This window comes from Pseudomonas sp. MF7453 (genome assembly GCF_016405455.1).
GTDB classification, from domain to species: Bacteria; Pseudomonadota; Gammaproteobacteria; order Pseudomonadales; family Pseudomonadaceae; genus Aquipseudomonas; species Aquipseudomonas paralactis.
The window spans coordinates 229,720-248,954 of the sequence record NZ_JAEKCN010000013.1 but is presented as its reverse complement, the minus strand read 5'-3'; the positions used below and the strand labels follow the sequence as shown (position 1 = coordinate 248,954).

The following is a 19,235-nucleotide window of genomic DNA, read 5'->3' as shown; positions in this document are numbered from 1 at the left end:
CACCGCCCAAATGTGGGAGCTGTCGAGCCCCGGCGAGGCTGCGATGGCGGCGGCACAGGCAACATTTTCATCGCCTGAACCACCGCTTTCGCAGCCTCGCTGAAGCTCGACAACTCCCACAGGGGATTGGTGGTGTTGGGGTGATCTCGGTTGGCAGGGCCATCGCGCCAAGCACAACTCCCGACAACAACACCGCCCAAATGTGGGAGCTGTCGAGCCCCGGCGAGGCTGCGATGGCGGCGGCACAGGCAAAATCTTCAGCGCCTGAACCACCGCTATCGCAGCCTCGCTGAAGCTCGACAGCTCCCACAGGGGATCGGCAGTGCTGGGTTGATCTCGGTTGGCAGGGCCATCGCGCCAAGCACAACTCCCGACAACAACACCGCCCAAATGTGGGAGCTGTCAAGCCCCGGCGAGGCTGCGATGGCGGCGGCACAGGCAACATTTTCATCGCCTGAACCACTGCTTTCGCAGCCTCGCTGAAGCTCGACAGCTCCCACCGGGGATCGGCAGTGCTGGGTTGATCTCGGTTGGCAGGGCCATCGCGCCAAACACAACTCCCGACAACAACATCGCCCAAATGTGGGAGCTGTCGAGCCCCAGCGAGGCTGCGATGGCGGCGGCACAGGCAACATTTTCATCGCCTGAACCACTGCTTTCGCAGCCTCGCTGAAGCTCGACAGCTCCCACAGGGGATCGGCAGTGCTGGGTTGATCTCGGTTGGCAGGGCCATCGCGCCAAGCACAATTCTCGGCAGCAATGGCAGGCTCTTCAGGCTTGCAACATCAGCATGTCTTCAAAGAACCCACCGACCGGCTCCGTGGGATGGCACAGCTGGATCTCCAGTACCCAGGCCATTTCACTCGGTGGGATCTCCAGGTCAGCCAACTCTTTGCTTTCGAACAAGGCATGGGGGAAATCCGCAAGGCGGTGCCCCGCCAGGTTGCGTGCCAGCCTCCAGCCTTTTGCCTCGGCGCTCTGTTCGGCGAAGTCGTAGAGTTCGCGCCCGGTCAGCCCACCCAGCCACGCTTGGCGGGTTTCATCAAACACCTCATGCAGCGCAGTCCTGCACGCCAGATGCAGCGGTAACTCACCGAAGATAAACGTGTCGCCGTAGTCTCCTTCATAGCCGTCCCACACCGGCCCAAGGTCGACCACCACGATATCGCTGGCGCGCAGTTCGCGCTGACGATCAACACCTTCGCGGGAGGGCCGGATGGTGTCGGGGCCAAAGCGAATGTAAGTCGGGTGCCAGGTGTGCGAGGCGCCCATGGCCGTAAGTTGCTGGGCGGCCATCTCCAGGGCTTCGCCGGTGGTCATGCCGACCGTCAACTGGCTGGCGATGGCCGCCAGGGCACGTATGGATTTTTCTCGCGCCGCCAACATGCCGTCCAGAGAATAACGCGGGCCGACTTTCTCCCAGATCGGGTCGAACGACAGCGAGACCGCTTGCGCGCTTGACTGACCACTGGCAACAAACGCTTCCGCAACAAACCGATGGCTCGGCAACCCCGCCTCAAGGCAATGACTGCGTACCTGGCTGAGCATAGTGCCGTTACCGCAGGCGTACACCTGAGCCACTTCCCAGTGATGCCCGTGACTCAATGCCACCTCCTGCACCCTGCCCTCGGATGACCGCACCGGATGCCAGCGAAAACGTGGATGTTTGAGTGTCGCCTGGTCTAGAAAAGCGTGATCATAAAAGTCCATGGATTGCGCGCCGCCCCAATACAACGTCACCTCGATATTGCGCTTGAGCGCGGTCAACAGGATCGGCTTGATGCCTGCGTAACCGGTACCCGTGGCAAACAGTACGACCGGGGCGGCGTCATCGTCCTGCCAGGTGCAGGCGCCAAACGGCCCTTCCAATTGCATGCGCGCCCCCACGGCCAAGCCGTCCAGAACGCCCTCGGAAAAGTACCCGCCGCGCACCCGACGAATCTGGAAGACCAAACGTCCCTCGTCCTCGGCTGGCAGGTTGGCAATCGAGAAGCAACGCGTGTCGCCGTCGGCCAGGTGGAACTTGAGGTATTGGCCAGCTCGCACCGTCAAGGGTGTATCGGGCGTGAGTATCAACTCAATGACATCGGGCCCGAGTGCGCGCTTGCCGATGACCTGAGCCCCCACGACCAACGCCGGTGTATCCAGGGACCAGCCGGGGATTTCCAGGCGCATATCGGTGCAGGCATGGCTCTGGCAAAGCAGCATTTCATCGCCGGCCAGGGGGTAACACGGCGCTGGCGCATCCGGCGCCAGATGCTTGGCCCGGTGCTCACCTGCGGCCACCACCACCTTGCACGAACCGCACGCGCCACGGCGGCATGAGAACGGCACGGCCAGGCCACTGGCAAGCATGGCGTCGAGCAACAGTTCGTCGCCGGCCTCAAAGGTTTTTCCCGAGGGAGACAGTTCGATGACATGGCGTGTGTTCATAAAGACCTCGGGGTGAGTGAGGCTTGATTGTTGCGCTAGACTAGGTCCATTAAAACCTCCAGATTTGGATACTTCAGATGGTCCAGCTGCGTAAATGGCGCCCCCTGCTCAAGCTTGACGACGACACCCGCCAGGCGTCCTATCGCAAGATTGCCGAGGGTCTCGTCAGTGCGATCCTCGAAGGCCGATTGCCGCCCGGGACGTTGCTGCCGGGCACGCGGGAGATGGCACAACTGCTCGACGTCAACCGCAAGACGGTGATCCTGGCCTATGAAGAGGCGATGACCAAAGGCTGGCTGGTCAGCGAGCCGCGCCGTGGCACATTCGTCAATGTGCAACTGGCGCCCAAGCCCCTGCCCTGCGCAGCGCAGCCGTCGTTCGCCCCGCTATTGCTGGACCAGCCGGTGGTACCGTATTTCACCCATAACGCCCAGGTGGTCGCGCTCCAGCATCGGCACGGAGCGCTGTTTTTCGACAATGGCACCAGCGACCACCGCTTGCTGCCACAGGCCGTTTTGCATCGCTACTATCGCCATGCGCTACGCAACAGTTTTGCCTCCAACACGGTGCGCTACGGCAGTGAGGGCACCGGCTATCAGCTGCGCTGCGCTCTGGCCGAGATGCTGCGCAATAACCGCGGGCTGACAGTGACTGCCGACAATATCTGCCTGACCCAGGGCACGCAGATGTCCCTTTACCTGAGCGCCAGCCTGCTGATCAAGCCTGGCGACGTGGTACTGGTGGAGCGTTTGAGCTATCCGCCGGCGTGGGAAATTTTCCGCAGACTCGGCGCGCAAGTGGTCACCGTGGACATCGATGACGAAGGCTGCCGCACCGACCAGATCGACCGCTTGTGCCGCGAGCACACTGTGCGCCTGATCTACCTCACGCCCCACCACCAATTCCCCACCACGGTGAGCCTGCATGTGGCACGCCGACAACACTTGCTGGCGTTGGCGGCGCAACATGACTTTTGCGTGATCGAAGAAGACTACGACCACGAATATCACTTCAGCGGCCGCCCTTACCTGCCGTTGGCCAGTGACCGCGCCCAGCGCCATGTGATTTACGTCGGTTCGTTATCCAAGGTGCTGGGCTCGACGTTTCGTTGCAGTTACATCGTGGCCCCAACCCAGGTGATTGAAGCCCTGCAGCGCAATGCCGCACTGATGCTGGGCGATGCGGATGCGGTGGCACAGACCATGCTGGCGGACCTGATCAATGACGGTGAGTTGAAAAAACACCTGCGCCGCGTCTCGAAAGAGTACCGCGCGCGCCGTACCGTGCTGCGCGACTGTCTGGACCAGGCATTCGGTGAGCGCATACAGGTGCGCGAACCCGAAGGTGGCTTGGCGCTCTGGGTGCGTTTCGAGGATGGCATGGACGTGGATCGCTTGGTGCACACCGCTCTGGACCATGGACTGGTGGTGCGCAGCGGTCGTCAGTTTTCACCCGACGACCAACCGCAAAATGCGCTGCGCCTGGGCTTTGCGTCACTGAACCGGGATGAGCTCTACCAGGCCACACAGCGCTTGGCCCAGGCGATGAACGCCATGGGTACGCGTTGAATACACGACAGGGCTCACCCTCTGTAGGAGCGAGCTTGCTCGCGCCTACAAAAGTCTATGACGCATCGTCACGGGAGCAAGCTCCCTCGCCACAGGTCCACGTCGCACCAACCTTGTGTGGAGACCTATGCCCCGATGGCGGCCTTATAGCCCACCAAGATCCTGGATCAGAGCGTTATCCGCGATGCCTTCGCAGCAAAGGCCAGCTGGAGGCGAGCGCTCCGGGCTTGTAGTCCCGCCCTTCGACCCGCACCAGGTCGGGGAACTCAAGCAACAATGCGCGATTGCCCCTGCCGATGTGCTCCATCACCGCCAGGGTGATGTTTTCCCGTACCATCCCTGTCGAGACGTAATACATGGCCCAGGCTTGTTCCGGCGTGCAGAGGCCGATCTGCTCTTCAATTTCCTTGTACGCCTTGTAGTCGTCCGACTCCAAGTAGCACTGATCACTGCCCTGGCGCATGCTGTTCCCCTCCCCGGGCCCTGGGTCAACCTCCCAACAGGCTTACCCTCACGTACCGCTCTTGACCTTGGTCCAGACCCGGGTGCGGATACGCTCCGCCTTCAACGGCAACGGCTCAAGCGGAACCAGCGTAGCCATGGTCTTTTTATCAGGATAAATCCACGGGTTATCGCGCAATTTCTGCTCAACGAACTGTGTGGCGTCTTTATTGGCGTTGGGATAGAGCATGTAGTTGGACGTCTCGGCAATCACCTCGGGCCGCAGCATGTAATTAATGAATTCCAGCGCGGCCTTGGGATGACGAGCGTCTTTGAGCAATACCCAGTTTTCAGACCAGACCAACGCGCCTTCCCGGGGCAGGCTGTAGGCAATCTTGCGTCCACTGTTGGATTTTTCATTGATCGCCTGCGCGGCCAGTGCACCATTGGCCCAGCCTACAACTGCGCAAATATTGCCGTCGGCCAGGTCGGTGTCGATTCGCGAAGAGTCGAAATAGAGCACGTAAGGGCGAATTTTCAACAGCAAAGCCTGGGCCTTCTGGTAATCCTCAGGGTTGGTGCTGTTGCTGGGCAGTCCCAGATAGTGCAAGGCGATCGAAATGATTTCGCTGGGCGAGTCGAGCATGGCGACGCCGCAGGCCTTGAGCTTGCTGATATTTTCTTCTTTGAAGATCAGGTCCCAGCTGTCTACCGGGGCATCATCACCCAGAGCAGCCTTGACCTTGTCCACATCGTAGCCAATCCCGGTAGTACCCCAGACGTAGGGTACGGCGTAGCGATTGCCCGGGTCATTGACCGCCAGCAGTGAGAGGATATCGGGATCGATATGCGACAGATTACTCAGTTGCGAGCGGTCCAACTCTTGCAGCACACCCGCCTTGATCAGGCCGGGCAGCACATTGGACGTGGCCACCACCAAGTCATACCCGGTGCGCCCGGCCATGACTTTGCTCTGCATGGTTTCAGCACTGTCAAAGGCATCCATATGCAGCTTGATGCCGCTTTCCTGCTGGAACACTTTCGGGGTCTGCGGTTCAAGAAACCCGAACCAGTTATACAGATACACCGAAGATTGCGCGGCGGTGGCTGGCGTGCTGATGGCGGCGCCAAGCAGCGAGGCTAAAAAAATAGCTCGCAAGTGTGAACGACTCATATGACTATCCCTGTCTACCCGAAGCGCCTTCATGGCCATCGTAAGCTCGGGGTGAATATACCGGGCGTTGTCGAATAGTAAATACCTACAAGTACTTAGCCCCTGCCTGTCAATCCCTAACCCTAAAGGGGTAGAACATGTCGCTTGACCTTCAAAGCCTGGCTTGGCACCGATCGGTTGGCAAACTGATCATGCAGCTTGATCGACCAGAGTTCTGGAGCTCATTGATTCGCGTATTGAATGAATATGTGCAGATCGACAATTGGGTTGTACTGGTTTTCGGCGATCACGCCGTGCGGGTGATCAGCCTGCCGGAGGTGGCAGACAGCGAAGAAGTCGATGCTTTTATTCATCGGTATGTGAAGGGCCTTTATCTGCTGGACCCGTTTTATATCGCCAATCGGGAAAACCCGCAGAGCGGGTTCTTCCATCTGCTCGATATTGCGCCGGAGCACTTTCTTGAAACCGAGTACTACCAGCAATATTTCGCGCAATACATCTCGGTTGATGAGGCGCAATACAACGTGCAACTCGATGCCGACAGAACGCTGTGCATGTCGTTTGGCAGTAACCTGCGCTTCACACAGGCGCAAGTCACGCTACTGGACATGATCAAGCCGTGGGTGACGGCAATGATGCATCAACGCATGAGCTTTGAAATTGACCCGCAAAAGAATATCGCCGAGCCGGCCCCGTGGACTGAGGCGCTTACTCAGCTGGAGGCACACATAACGGCACGCGAGAAAGACGTACTGAAGTTGCTGCTCAGCGGTTTCTCCAACAAGGAAATCGCCGGGAAACTGTTGCTGTCGACGGAAACCATTAAAGTCCACCGCCGCAACCTCTACAGCAAGCTCAATATCAAATCGCAGTCCGAATTGTTTGCGCGGTTTTTTATGCAAAGACAGGAGGCCCATGCGACCACTTGAATGGAAAGTGCGCCAGCCGAATAAATTCAGCACACACAAAAACGCCGATCATTGCTGATCGGCGTTTTCGTTAAATATGGAGCGGGAAACGAGACTCGAACTCGCGACCCCGACCTTGGCAAGGTCGTGCTCTACCAACTGAGCTATTCCCGCAAATGGCGTCCCCTAGGGGACTCGAACCCCTGTTACCGCCGTGAAAGGGCGGTGTCCTAGGCCACTAGACGAAGGGGACACGCTACTGAAACACATGGTGTGTATTTCAGTGCCCAGAGGCCTTGTCCGAAGACTTGGTCCTGGTTTCACTCAATGCCGCCCGAGGGCCACACTGCTTGTAAATTGGAGCGGGAAACGAGACTCGAACTCGCGACCCCGACCTTGGCAAGGTCGTGCTCTACCAACTGAGCTATTCCCGCATATGGCGTCCCCTAGGGGACTCGAACCCCTGTTACCGCCGTGAAAGGGCGGTGTCCTAGGCCACTAGACGAAGGGGACACACGTACAACATTCACTCCCTACCGCGTTTCGCTGTGTGCTTTACGCTGTAAGTGGCGCGCATTCTATGGATGGATTGAAAGGTCGTCAACCCCCAAGGATAAATTTATTTAAATCAATGACTTCGCCATGGTTTACCGGCCCGTGCAGGCATTGTCGCCGCTGGAGCCTTGGCGCCTATATTCTGGCGTTCGACAAGGCGTTATAGTCTGCCTGGGTAAATGATGGCAATGTGCATCCATTCACAGATGCGCTTGCCTATATAGAAGCAACTACCTGGGCAACTGGTCGATCGGTCCTATCCGCCGGGTGCCCCAGTCACTACACTCCACAGCAATCCCTATAAAAGAGGTCACACCGGTGACACCACTCATGATCACCCTGCTGGTAATAGCCGGGATCGTAATACTGATCGCCATTGGCTACATGAACCACGTGGTGGAAAACAACAAGCTGGAAAAGAAGCGCACCGAGATCGAGCTTAACGATCGGCTGCGTCGCTGCGGTGAAATCACCGAGACCTTCCCCGGCCAACTGATGACCCCGGCGCTCAAACTGTTGCTGGCCCGCCTTGAGCTGAACGTCAACCAGCGTCTGTTGAACCTTAACAAGTCCAGTGCGCCAATCAAGGCACGCATCAGCGAGCTGAATGCGCTGATTGCTCAAGGCGAATCGATCCCGGTGGCCAACCCACCAGCACCGATCCAGACCGAAGCCAAGGCCAAGGATGTACGCTTTTTGCTCGAAGCCCTGCACGGCCAAGTCACCCGCGCAGCCCAGGACGGTTTCCTGCCAACCAATGAAGCCAAGCACTGGATCAAGGAAATCCGTCATATCCTGGTGCTGCTGCATATCGAGTTCTTCAACAACCTCGGCCAACACGCCCTGCTGCAAGGCCAACCCGGCCAGGCACGCCTGGCGTTCGAACGCGGCGTGCAGTACTTGCGCAAACAACCGGAGCCGGTGCTCTACAGCGCACAGTTGCAACTGCTGGAGTCACAACTGGCCCGCGCCAACTCCACGGTGTTGACCAACAGCCAGCCGGCAGAAGACGAAGTCAACGAGCTCACTGAAGGCTTGAAGGTCGTCGACGCCGATGCCGAGTGGAAAAAGAAAGCTATCTACGACTGACAGGCCAGGTAATAACGTCGGAGGGGTGTCAGTTGGATGGCACCCTCACACCATATGCCATCACTTTGCATCTATCCCCCCGCCCCCGACTAGCGTAAAAAAGTGCCCCTCACTCCGTGAAGTTAGAGGCCTGCTATGCCTGTTGCCATGATTGATGGACAACCGCTGCACTACCTTGACCAGGGCAGTGGCCCGGTCGTATTGCTCGGCTCAAGTTACCTGTGGGCCCACGACATGTGGACGCCGCAGATTGAAGCGCTGTCGCAGCAATACCGCGTAATCGTCCCCGAGCTGTGGGGCCATGGCGAATCGGGCACGTTACCCACGCAAACCCGGTCCCTGGATGATCTGGCGCGCCAGGCCCTGGCGCTGCTGAATCACCTGGACATCGCGCAGATCAACCTGGTGGGCCTTTCGGTCGGTGGCATGTGGGGCGCGCGCCTGGCACTGCTGGCGCCCGAGCGCATCAACAGCATGGTGCTGATGGACACCTACCTCGGTGCCGAACCCGAAGCAACGCGTCAGTACTACTTCTCGCTGTTCAAGATGATTGAAGACGCCGGCGCCATCCCTGAGCCATTGCTGGATGTAATCGCACCGATCTTCTTTCGCCCGGGCATCGACCGTGAATCGGCGCTGTATCAGGATTTTCGCAGATCCCTGCAAGTTTTCCCCCGCGAACGCCTGCTCGACAGCATCGTCCCGCTGGGCCGCTTGATCTTCAGCCGCGAAGATATCCTGGAGCAATTGCCGCACCTGGACGCCGACACCACCCTGATAATGTGCGGCGAACAAGACAAACCCCGCCCACCTGCCGAATCCGAGGAAATGGCTGGCCTGATTGGTTGCGACCTGATTCTGATCCCTGAGGCTGGGCATATCTCAAGCCGCGAAAACCCGGACTTCGTCAACGAAGCGCTGCTGACATTCCTCGCCAACAACGCCTGAGCGACCTTCGCCTTGCTCGCCGCACCCCAGCGGCGATCACAGGCGGAAATGCCCCACCATCCCCTTGAGTTCCACGCCCAACTGCGCCAGCTGAACGCTGGATGCGGCATTGCCTTGCATACTCAGGGCCGAATGATCGGCACTCGCCCGAATACTGGTGACGCTGCGGTTGATCTCTTCGGCCACCGAGCTTTGTTGCTCGGCGGCGGCGGCGATCTGTTGGTTCATTTGCTGGATCAGTGACACGGCGGCCGCAATGCTGCCCAAGGCACTTTCGGTTTGCAGGGCATCACCGACCGCCAGCTTCACCAATTCGCCACTTTGCTGGATCTGCTGTACCGATGACTGCGCCGCACTGCGCAAGGTGCCGACCAGCCGTTCAATTTCCTCGGTCGATTGCTGGGTGCGCTTGGCCAGGGCCCGTACCTCGTCGGCCACCACGGCAAAGCCACGCCCCTGCTCACCGGCACGGGCCGCTTCGATGGCAGCGTTCAAGGCCAGCAGATTGGTCTGCTCGGCCACGCTATTGATCACGCTCAGCACAGTGCCTATGTGCTGAATCTCTGCGCTGAGGCTTTCGATACTCGCGCTGGCACTGTTGCTCGACGTCGCCAGCAACTCGATACGCTGCAAACTCATGCGCACCACCTGCTGGCCGCTGTCGACCTTGGCGTCCGCCGTCTGCGCAGCTTGCGCGGCTTGCTCGGCATTGCGCGCCACATCGTGCACCGTGGCGGTCATCTGATTCATTGCCGTGGCGACCTGTTCGGTTTCTTCCTTTTGGCTGCTGACCTCGTGGTTGGTCTGCTCGGTAACACTGGACAGCGAATGCGCAGAACTGGCCAACTGTTCGATGCCGGCCTGCAACCCGCTGACCATCTGGCTCAAACCGCTGCTCATCTGCTGCATGGCTTGCATCAATTGGCCAATTTCATCGCGACGGCTGACCTCCATGCGCCCGCTCAGGTCACCCGAGGCAATCTGCTGGGCCACGGCGATCACGCTGCGCAACGGCGCAACGATCAACCGGGTAATCAGCCACGCAGCAATCAAGCCCACCAGCAACGCCAAGGCCGAAGAACCGATGATCAACCACGTGCTGTGCTGCAACTGCGCCTGCATGGACTGGTCTTCGGCGGCGTACGCCTGATTGACGCGGCTGACCACTTGCTCGGCGCGGTCATGCAGTTGCGTGTAAACCAGCTTTTCCTGGGCCAACAGCCCGGTGTATTCGCCGAGTTTTTCACTGAATGAGGCGATATGCCCGCCGACTTCGTTGAGTACGGTCTGGTAGCCCGCGTCCTTGACGCTGGTTTTGAGCTTCTCGACTTCGGCCAGGGCCTGGTCGGCCTGCTCGATCTTGCCCTGGCCGACATCCTCTGCCTCAGCCTTGCGGCTTTGATCCAGGCGTACCCGCGCCTCGTTCATGGCTTGCAGCATCAAGCGCGACACATGGCTGACCTGCCCCGCCTGCTCGATAAACTCGGCGCCCTCCTTGCCCTGGCTTTCCTTGAGGCCATAAGCGCCGTCGTCGGCGAGGCCGGCCTGCAACACGTCCAGGTTATTCGCCACGCTGGACACCGACCAACTGGCCATTTCCAGCGCAAGGTCTTTAGCCTGGGTCAAGTCGACGAACTCATCGAACGCTTTGCGATAGGCGATCAACGCTTGCTCAACATCGCTCATCACCCGCTCGTTGGTGGCGGACCGCGCCTTGAGGCTGATGGCCTGGGCCAGCAACGCGTCAACACTGCCATGCAGGGCGTCAACGGCCTTGGGGTCGCCGTGCAACGCGTAGTTCTGTTCGATCACGCGCACCTTGAGCAACTCGCTATTGAGCGAAGACATCTGCTTGAGGCCATCAAAACGCTGGCCGACGGCGTGCAGGGACCCCACACCGATCGCCGCCACCAGGGCCGTCAGCAGGAGCACCAGGGTAAAACCCAAGCCCAGTTTTATTGCCATACCAAGGTTGGCGAATCGTCGTTGCATGCCCCAAATCATTGCACTTGATCCTCTTGCAATGGCAGCTGCCATAAGCCAGGTTTACCAGCAGCGAGAGTGGCAACCCCGGGGCCCTGAGCACAAGCCGCTGGCGTCGCAATAATGGCAAAAAGCTACATGCCCGTCGTTTTCAGAATGGTCGAGGTCGATCTGGTCGGCCCCATGGCACGGAACAACGCCAATGCGCGCTGATCCGCCGCATAGGCCACATTGATGCGCAGCCAGTCGCTACGTTCTGCGGTGGGGCTGAACAGCGCCCCGGGCGACAGCAGCACGCCGAGCCGCCGCGCACAGGCCTGCAGTCGCAACGGATCCGGGATGCCCGGTCGCGCCCACAGGAACATACCCCCTGCCGGAACGGCAAAGACCTGCCACTCTTCATCCTCCAGCACCTGCAAAGTTGCAGCCATCTGCGCATTCAGGTGCTTGCGCAGGCGCTGCACCCACTTACGGTAAGTGCCGTTGCTCAACAACGTTGCCACCATGGCTTCGGCAAAGCGCGAGGTGCCGATACCGGTCAGGGTCTTGAGATGAGCCAATTGTTCAATGAGCGTTGCACTGGCGCAGAGGTAGCCCACGCGCAGGGCGCTGCTCAGGGTCTTGGAAAAACTCGACACATAGATCACCCGGTCATCGTGGTCCAGCGCCGACAAGCGCGTGCAACTGGCATGTTGCAGATCGCCGTACACATCCTCTTCGATGATCAGGAAATCCCGCTCGCGCGCCAGTTCCAATAACCGCTGCGCCACCGTGCGGCACAGGCTGGTGCCGGTAGGGTTGTGATACAGGCTATTGATGAACAGGCACTTGGGCCGATGGGTTTGCAGCAGCCCTTCCAAGGCAGGAAGATCCGGGCCGCCACGGGCGCGCGGGACCTCCAGCAGCGTGACACCTTGAAAGGCCAGCTGGCGGTAGAGGTTGCCATACCCGGGTGTCTCGACCACCACCTCATCACCGGCCTTGAGCAAGGTGCGTATCAGCAAGTCCTGGGCATGGCTGGCACCGTGGGTGGTGAGAATACAGTCCAGGCTGGTGGTTACGTGAATCTGGGTCAGACGCTTGAGCAGTTGCTCGCGCAGGACCGGCAGCCCCAGGGGCGTACTGTAGTTGAACAAGGCCCCGGTGTCGGTACGACTGATTTCGCGGATTGCATAGCTGATGTCATCGCTTTCGCGCCAGTCGTCCGGCAGCCATCCACACCCCAGTTTCAACTCGCCGATGGGACTGTCGGTAAAAGAACCCCATCCCTGCTCCGCGCCTTCATACCAGTGGCGTTCGTGGGTAACCGCAGGTTGCGCCACCACGAACCCCGAGCCGTGCCTGGAGGCCAGCAGCCCCTGGGCCACCAACCGCTCGAACGCCTCAATCACGCTGGACTGGCTCAGCAGGTTGTCGAGGGCCAATTGCCGAATGGACGGCAAGCGCGTTCCGGGGCTCACCCCTTCCTTGCGAATCCAATGCGCCACCGCGCTGACGATTTGCTGAACAACCGGTACCAGGGCCTGTCGATCGATCCCTAAATCCATGAGCCACTCACTTGAACTGTCTGTTAACCCAAAACAGTTAAGCACAGAAGCTCGCCAAAACCGGCCACCAAGATTTATTAAAGTATTGATTTTATTAGATTATTTACCTACTGATACATATTCGGGCAAGGCCCACTGCCCGCTATGGAAACGCCCCACAGCACCTCGCCCTGTTTCGAACACTGTGGCACTCGCCTTCCTAGATCGCCGTCGCGCCGCCATCCACCGCCAAGGACTGGCCAGTGGTAAAGGCGGCACCATCACTGCACAGGTACAACACGGCGCTGGCGACCTCCTCAACCTTGCCGATGCGCCCGACCGGATGCATGGCCGCCGCAAATTCAGCCTTGCGCGGGTCGGCCTCGTAGGCGCGGCGAAACATGTCGGTATCGATCACTGCCGGGCAAACCGCGTTCACGCGGATCTTCTTTTTCGCATATTCGATGGCTGCCGATTTGGTCAGGCCGATCACGGCGTGTTTGGACGCCGCATAGATGCTCATCTTCGGTGCCGCCCCCAGCCCGGCCACCGATGCCGTGTTGACGATCGCTCCGCCGCCCTGGGCCAACAACAACGGCAACTGATACTTCATGCACAACCATACGCCTTTGACGTTAACCCCCATGATCGCATCGAACTCATCCAGGCTGCCGTCGGCCAGCTTGCCTTTCTCGATCTCAATCCCGGCGTTGTTGAAGGCATAGTCCAGCCGTCCATAGGTGGCGACCGTCTGCGCCATCAATTGCTGCACGTCCGTTTCGAGCGTGACGTTGCACCGCACATACACCCCTTCGCCACCGGCCTGCCGGATCAGTGCGACAGTGCCCTCGCCCCCCGCCACGTCGAGGTCGGCAACGACCACCTTCAAGCCTTCGGCCGCGAACGCCAGCGCAGTGGCGCGACCAATACCCCCAGCGGCGCCGGTTACCAGGGCGACCTGGCCAGAAAATGTCATGCTCATGGGAACTGTCCTGTGGGAGTAGTAGCGATGGCGCGAGTCTAGTCAACGCGGGGAGTAACGCGTCAGCACTATCAGAAGGCCGGTTGGCGCTGCATGAATCGCAGTGATAAGCCTGCCCGGCAGATTATCAGCGACGCCTATCGACGGGCATTCGCCTCCCACGGATAACCTTGCCCTTCGGTCACTGAAGGGCTATCACTCATGATTCATTTCCAACGAGTCCTTGCCATGACCGCCCAGACCAACCGCCAATTCCTGCTCGCCAAACGCCCGGTCGGTGCGGCCACGCGAGAGACCTTCACCTACCAGGAAGTGCCGGTGGGTACGCCTGCCGATGGCCAGGTGCTGGTGCGCAACGAATACCTGTCCCTCGACCCGGCCATGCGTGGCTGGATGAATGAGGGCAAATCCTACATCCCGCCGGTCGGCATCGGCGAAGTGATGCGGGCGCTGGGCGTAGGCAAAGTGATTGCCTCGAACCATCCAAGCTTTGCAGTGGGGGACTACGTAAATGGCGCCCTGGGCGTACAGGATTATTTCCTCGGCGAGCCCCGTGGTTTTTACAAGGTCGATCCCAAGCTTGCGCCCCTGCCGCGTTACCTTTCAGCCTTGGGCATGACCGGCATGACGGCTTACTTTGCCCTGCTGGAGACCGGTGCGCCGAAAGCCGGTGACACCGTGGTCATTTCCGGCGCCGCGGGTGCCGTGGGCAGCATCGCCGGGCAGATCGCCAAGATCAAAGGCTGCCGCGTGGTGGGGATTGCCGGCGGTGCCGACAAATGCAAGTTCTTGCTGGATGAGCTGGGCTTTGACGCCGCCATCGACTACAAAAGCGAAGACGTACCCGCCGCCCTCAAGCGCGAGTGCCCCAAGGGCGTGGATGTCTATTTCGATAACGTCGGCGGCGATATTCTCGACGCTGTGCTAAGCCGCCTGGCACTCAAAGCCCGCGTGGTGATTTGCGGTGCGATCAGCCAATACAACAACAAGGAAGCCGTCAAAGGCCCAACCAACTACTTGTCGTTGCTGGTCAACCGCGCGCGCATGGAGGGGTTTGTGGTGATGGACCACGCGGCAAACTTCGCGGCGGCCGGGCAGGAAATGGCCGCTTGGATGGCCCAGGGCAAGCTCAAGAGCAAGGAGGATATTGTCGAGGGGCTGGAGACATTCCCGGAGACACTGATGAAGCTGTTCAGCGGTGAGAACTTCGGAAAGCTGGTGCTAAAAGTCAGCTGACACGCCATAGACCCAAATGTGGGGGGCAAGCGTAGGAGCGAGCTTGCTCGCGAAAAGCTCACAGACGCCGCGCTCATTCAGGGAATACGCGTTATCGTTGACGTTTTTCGCGAGCAAGCTCGCTCCTACAGGTATCAGGCGATTTCTGAAACGACTGCAGCCAGTGCTTTGGCCGGATCCGCCGCCTGGCTGATCGGACGGCCGATCACCAGGTAATCTGAACCGGCATCCAGAGCCTGGCGCGGAGTCAGGATACGGCGTTGGTCATCCTGCGCGCTGCCGGCCGGGCGAATGCCCGGCGTCACCAATTGCAATGTCGGGTGGGCGTTTTTCAGGGCCTGGGCTTCCAGGGCCGAGCACACCAGGCCGTCGAGGCCAGCTTTCTGCGCCAGCGCCGCCAGGCGCAGCACCTGCGTCTGAGGCTCGATATCCAGGCCGATGCCGGCCAGATCTTCACGCTCCATGCTGGTCAGCACAGTCACGCCGATCAGCAGTGGTTTGGGGCCGCTGCGCTGTTCCAGCACTTCGCGGCACGCGCTCATCATGCGCAGGCCACCGGAGCAATGCACATTGACCATCCACACGCCCATTTCGGCGGCAGCCTTCACCGCCATTGCCGTGGTGTTGGGGATGTCATGGAATTTCAGGTCCAGGAACACTTCAAAACCTTTGTCCCGCAGGGTGCCGACGATTTCCGCCGCGCAGCTGGTGAACAGTTCCTTGCCGACCTTGACCCGGCAAAGCTTGGGGTCCAACTGGTCAGCCAGCTTCAGTGCGGCGTCACGAGTGGGGTAATCCAGGGCGACGATGATAGGAGTCTGGCAGACGGACATTGGAATAGGCTCTCAGGCAAGTCGAAATCGGCGCGGATTGTAGCGCAAGCAGCGCCGTTGCGGGATCCGATGATCGGTAAATACTGATCAAGTGCCCGATCCACGTTGTTTGGAGCATTTGTTTCAATGCCGATACATTCACGACACGCCCTCAACACGCCGCCCGGCTAGCCTCGCGCACACAATCGCCCGCCCAGCATTTCCAGCCATGGCGCTGGGCGCCTATGCTGACAGCACTACTCAGGCAGATGATCGCACTATGCAGACCCCTTCCGTCCCCGTAAACGAAGAGCCTAAAGGCACGACGATCGCCGAAGACAAACGCTGGACCACCCGTGCGCTGATCGTCGACGACGACGTGCCGATCCGCGAACTGCTGATCGACTACCTGGCGCGCTTCAATATCCTGGCCTCGGGCGTCACCGACGGCACCGCCATGCGCCAAGCCATGCAGGCCGAAACCTTCGACGTGGTGGTACTGGACCTGATGCTGCCGGGCGAGGACGGGCTGTCGCTGTGCCGCTGGTTGCGTGCCGAGTCGGACATTCCGATCCTGATGCTCACCGCCCGCTGCGAACCCACCGACCGCATCATCGGCCTGGAACTGGGCGCCGATGACTACATGTCCAAACCCTTCGAACCGCGGGAGCTGGTGGCCCGTATCCAGACCATCCTGCGCCGGGTGCGCGATGACCGCACCGAGCAACGGGCCAACATCCGCTTCGACACCTGGCGCCTCAACAGCGTACTGCGTCAGTTGGTGGCCGATGACGGCCTGGTGGTGCCGCTGTCCAACGCCGAGTTTCGCTTGCTGTGGGTGTTCATCGAACGCCCGCGCCGCGTATTGAGCCGCGAGCAACTGCTGGATGCGGCCCGTGGTCGCTCCATCGAAGCCTTTGATCGCAGCATCGACTTGCTGGTATCACGCCTGCGCCAGAAACTGGGGGATGACCCCAAGGCCCCGCAGTTGATCAAGACCGTACGCGGCGAAGGCTACCTGTTCGACGCCCGGGATATCGGTTGATGCGCGCCACCTTCAATACGCTGTTCGGGCGACTGTTCGGCCTATTGCTGGTCGCCATTGTGCTCGCCCATGTACTGGCGATCTTCTGGTTCCACCACTACGGCAGGCCGCCGCCCCCGCCTCCCGAGGCGTTCGTCGAACAACCGGACGGCACCCTCAAACCACTGCACAAGGAACCTCGCCCCTGGTTTAGTGGCCCGTTGGTACCGCTGACGTTTCAATTTATCTCGCTGATCATCGCTGCCTGGTACGGCGCCAAACTGCTGAGCCGGCCGATCCAGCGCCTGAGTGCCGCAGCCGAGCGCTTGAGCGTCGACCTCGACAGCCCGCCGCTGGTGGAGTCGGGCCCGCGCGAGGCCAGGCAAGCGGCCTCAACCTTCAACCTGATGCAAAAGCGCATCCGCGAACAAGTCAGCCAGCGAGCGCGTATGCTCGGCGCAGTCTCTCACGACCTGCGCACCCCGCTATCACGCCTCAAACTACGCCTGGAACAGATCGAAGACACCAGGCTGCAAGGCCAGATGCGCCAGGACCTGGACGACATGATCGGTATGCTCGACGCCACCCTGAGCTACCTGCACGAACAACGCACCAGCGAAACGCGGCATTGGCTCGACGTGCAGGCGCTGGTGGAATCCCTCAGCGAGAACGCCCAGGACCAGGGCCGCGACGTGCAATTTTCAGGCACCTGCACGCCCTTGCAAGTGCAACCCATGGCCCTGCGCTCATGCCTCAACAACCTGATCGACAACGCGTTACGCTACGCCGGCATGGCCCGGGTAGAACTAGCCGACAGCCGTGGCGCATTGGTAATCCGGGTGATCGATAACGGCCCGGGGATCGCCGCCGATAAACGCGAAGCGGTATTCGAACCCTTCTTCCGCCTGGAGGGATCGCGCAACCGCAATTCCGGAGGGGTCGGTTTGGGGATGACCATAGCCAAAGAGGCAGTCGAACGGCTTGGCGGGCACCTGAGCCTGGAGGACACGCCGGGGGGTGGATTGACTGCGGTGATGTGGTTGCCGAGGGGCTGAGCTTCTCTCTTCTATACGACTCTGTAGCATGCCGCTCCTAACGGTAACCACGATGCGAAGCGAGTCGCTCTTGATCTTGCTCTGCCTTTGATCTTAAGCGCCCCGTCAAACCACGCTGGCCGGAATTCGACAGGGATTTGGGGGGTAAACCGGCAGGGATGCCGGTTTAGCCGCCCCGCGCCATGGATGGCGCGTGGCGGCGGCCCCCCAAATCACTGGCGGATTACGGGCACACCGAGCCTAAGCGAGGTGCCGAGTGGTGGGGCAAGAGCCTTTTGGTTACTTTTGGGCTTTTCAAAAGTGACCCGCTGTAAGAGCGGAACCCATAGCAGCCGTTACCCAAATAACGGATATGTACTCGATCAAAGCCCAGCATCCTGGCCAGCCCCAAGGCCGCCATCGGGGGCAAGCCCCCTCCCACATGATGCCCAACCCCTCAATTACACGGCTTGTCATCACGACGCACTTGCGCCTGAGTAGCACTCCAGTCCGTCAGCAGGCTATAGGCCACCGCCAACAAGGTCGGCCCAATAAACAACCCGATAAAGCCAAAGGCAATCAACCCCCCAAACACCCCCAACAACACAATCACCAACGGCAAATTACCGCCACGACTGATCAGGTATGGCTTAAGCACGTTGTCTACCCCGCTGATCACAAACGTCCCCCACACCCCCAGGAACACCGCATACGTGTAGTCCCCCTTCCACGCCAGCCACGCCGTGGCCGGAATCCACACCAACGGCGGCCCCATGGGAATCAGGCTGAGCAGGAAGGTAACAATACCCAGCACCAGCGCGCCCGGCACACCGGCGATCAGGAAGCCGATCAACGCCAGCAAGGCCTGGGCCGCCGCAGTACCGATCACACCGTTGACCACCCGTTGCACCGTACCGGCCACCAGCTCAATGTAATAGCCGGCACGTTCGCCGATCAGCCGTTCCAGCAAACGGTGCACAAACATCGCCAGGCGCGGACCATCGCGGTAGAAAAAGAACACGAAGACCAGGCTCAGGGTCAGCTCAAGAATACCGCCGCCAATTTGCGCACTGCGTGCCAGCAACCAGTTGCCGACCTGGCCGAGGTACGGCTTGATACTGACCATCAACGCCGCGCCCTGTTGATCAATGCTGTCCCACATCGCCACCAGGCGCTCGCCGACAAACGGGATAGAGCCCAACCATGTCGGCGCCTCGGGCAAGCCGTCGACCTGGATATCCTTGATCAGCGCCACCGCATCACGCACATGGTCGGCCAGGTTGAACCCCAGCCACACCAGCGGCACCGCCACCAATAACATCCAGCCCAACGTCAGGATGCCGGCGGCCAGGGATTCCCGCCCGCCCAGCCAGCGAGTGAGCAAACGCATCAGCGGCCAACTGGCAAATGCCAGCACCGCGCCCCAGAACAGCGCCGACCAGAACGGCGCCATGACCCAGAAGCTGGCGCCGAACAGCACCAGCAGCAGGATTTGCACCAGCAGGCGATCGTTATTGAGCAT

Annotated in this window: 15 protein-coding genes, 4 tRNA genes and 1 pseudogene; 7 read left to right on the top strand and 13 right to left on the bottom strand. The window is 60.2% G+C overall.

Translation table 11 applies throughout. From position 1 onward, the window contains the following. Positions 1–771 precede the first annotated feature (771 nt). Entirely contained in the window at positions 772–2,433 is a 1,662-nt protein-coding gene (locus JFT63_RS21180; protein WP_198844666.1) for a M24 family metallopeptidase, read from the bottom strand. A gap of 77 nt (positions 2,434–2,510) precedes the next feature. Here JFT63_RS21180 and pdxR point away from each other — a divergent pair, with 77 nt between their 5' ends. Next, entirely contained in the window at positions 2,511–4,001 is a 1,491-nt protein-coding gene (pdxR, locus tag JFT63_RS21175) for a MocR-like pyridoxine biosynthesis transcription factor PdxR (RefSeq protein ID WP_198844665.1), read from the top strand. A 175-nt stretch (positions 4,002–4,176) separates the two neighbouring features. On the opposite strand, the gene JFT63_RS21170 is transcribed toward pdxR, so the two are convergent. Continuing rightward, on the bottom strand, positions 4,177–4,464 hold the full coding sequence (locus JFT63_RS21170; RefSeq protein ID WP_057703686.1) for a hypothetical protein: 288 nt from the start codon (positions 4,462–4,464) through the stop codon (positions 4,177–4,179). Between the two features lie 48 nt (positions 4,465–4,512). Beyond that, the gene (locus JFT63_RS21165) at positions 4,513–5,616 is read right to left on the bottom strand and encodes a polyamine ABC transporter substrate-binding protein (protein ID WP_198844664.1); all 1,104 of its coding nucleotides are present in this window, start codon (positions 5,614–5,616) and stop codon (positions 4,513–4,515) included. 137 nt (positions 5,617–5,753) lie between these two features. Between JFT63_RS21165 and JFT63_RS21160 the strand changes: the two genes are divergently transcribed. Then, complete coding sequence (locus JFT63_RS21160; protein WP_057703688.1) at positions 5,754–6,545, top strand: helix-turn-helix transcriptional regulator; 792 nt, start codon at positions 5,754–5,756, stop codon at positions 6,543–6,545. A 77-nt stretch (positions 6,546–6,622) separates the two neighbouring features. Here JFT63_RS21160 and JFT63_RS21155 read toward each other — a convergent pair. The 4 genes from JFT63_RS21155 to JFT63_RS21140 all read right to left on the bottom strand — a co-directional run bounded on the left by JFT63_RS21155 (position 6,623) and on the right by JFT63_RS21140 (position 7,037). Continuing rightward, positions 6,623–6,698, bottom strand: a tRNA-Gly gene (locus tag JFT63_RS21155). A gap of 3 nt (positions 6,699–6,701) precedes the next feature. Beyond that, positions 6,702–6,777 (bottom strand) — tRNA-Glu (locus JFT63_RS21150). A 105-nt stretch (positions 6,778–6,882) separates the two neighbouring features. Next, positions 6,883–6,958, bottom strand: a tRNA-Gly gene (locus JFT63_RS21145). 3 nt (positions 6,959–6,961) lie between these two features. Then, a tRNA-Glu gene (locus JFT63_RS21140) sits at positions 6,962–7,037 on the bottom strand. A gap of 360 nt (positions 7,038–7,397) precedes the next feature. Here JFT63_RS21140 and JFT63_RS21135 point away from each other — a divergent pair. Both JFT63_RS21135 and JFT63_RS21130 read left to right on the top strand, forming a co-directional pair. Continuing rightward, on the top strand, positions 7,398–8,168 hold the full coding sequence (locus tag JFT63_RS21135; protein WP_032803393.1) for a hypothetical protein: 771 nt from the start codon (positions 7,398–7,400) through the stop codon (positions 8,166–8,168). A 135-nt stretch (positions 8,169–8,303) separates the two neighbouring features. Further along, the gene (locus tag JFT63_RS21130) at positions 8,304–9,116 is read left to right on the top strand and encodes an alpha/beta fold hydrolase (RefSeq protein WP_198844663.1); all 813 of its coding nucleotides are present in this window, start codon (positions 8,304–8,306) and stop codon (positions 9,114–9,116) included. A 36-nt stretch (positions 9,117–9,152) separates the two neighbouring features. Here JFT63_RS21130 and JFT63_RS30145 read toward each other — a convergent pair whose 3' ends face one another. From JFT63_RS30145 to JFT63_RS21115, 4 genes and pseudogenes are all read right to left on the bottom strand, one after another. Further along, positions 9,153–9,857, bottom strand: coding sequence for a methyl-accepting chemotaxis protein (locus JFT63_RS30145; protein ID WP_442963719.1), 705 nt, complete (start codon positions 9,855–9,857; stop codon positions 9,153–9,155). 201 nt (positions 9,858–10,058) lie between these two features. Beyond that, positions 10,059–10,238: pseudogene (locus tag JFT63_RS30140) on the bottom strand (HAMP domain-containing protein); the annotation flags it as partial. A 995-nt stretch (positions 10,239–11,233) separates the two neighbouring features. Continuing rightward, positions 11,234–12,646: an aminotransferase-like domain-containing protein gene (locus JFT63_RS21120; protein WP_198844661.1), complete on the bottom strand. Its 1,413-nt coding sequence runs from the start codon at positions 12,644–12,646 to the stop codon at positions 11,234–11,236. Positions 12,647–12,845: 199 nt separating this feature from the next. Next, the gene (locus JFT63_RS21115) at positions 12,846–13,607 is read right to left on the bottom strand and encodes an SDR family oxidoreductase (protein ID WP_198844660.1); all 762 of its coding nucleotides are present in this window, start codon (positions 13,605–13,607) and stop codon (positions 12,846–12,848) included. A 228-nt stretch (positions 13,608–13,835) separates the two neighbouring features. Between JFT63_RS21115 and JFT63_RS21110 the strand changes: the two genes are divergently transcribed. Next, positions 13,836–14,843 carry an NADP-dependent oxidoreductase gene (locus JFT63_RS21110; RefSeq protein ID WP_198708772.1) on the top strand — a complete coding sequence of 336 codons (1,008 nt, stop codon included), beginning with the start codon at positions 13,836–13,838 and terminating at the stop codon, positions 14,841–14,843. A 134-nt stretch (positions 14,844–14,977) separates the two neighbouring features. On the opposite strand, the gene pyrF is transcribed toward JFT63_RS21110, so the two are convergent. After that, complete coding sequence (gene pyrF / locus JFT63_RS21105; RefSeq protein WP_186563432.1) at positions 14,978–15,676, bottom strand: orotidine-5'-phosphate decarboxylase; 699 nt, start codon at positions 15,674–15,676, stop codon at positions 14,978–14,980. Positions 15,677–15,935: 259 nt separating this feature from the next. On the opposite strand from pyrF, the gene JFT63_RS21100 reads away from it, so the two are divergent. Continuing rightward, positions 15,936–16,700: a response regulator gene (locus JFT63_RS21100; RefSeq protein WP_032877075.1), complete on the top strand. Its 765-nt coding sequence runs from the start codon at positions 15,936–15,938 to the stop codon at positions 16,698–16,700. Further along, positions 16,700–17,734, top strand: coding sequence for a sensor histidine kinase (locus JFT63_RS21095; RefSeq protein ID WP_198708771.1), 1,035 nt, complete (start codon positions 16,700–16,702; stop codon positions 17,732–17,734). The genes JFT63_RS21100 and JFT63_RS21095 overlap by 1 nt, the downstream gene beginning before the upstream one ends. A 436-nt stretch (positions 17,735–18,170) precedes the next feature. On the opposite strand, the gene JFT63_RS21090 is transcribed toward JFT63_RS21095, so the two are convergent. Beyond that, complete coding sequence (locus JFT63_RS21090) at positions 18,171–19,235, bottom strand: AI-2E family transporter (protein ID WP_005786630.1); 1,065 nt, start codon at positions 19,233–19,235, stop codon at positions 18,171–18,173.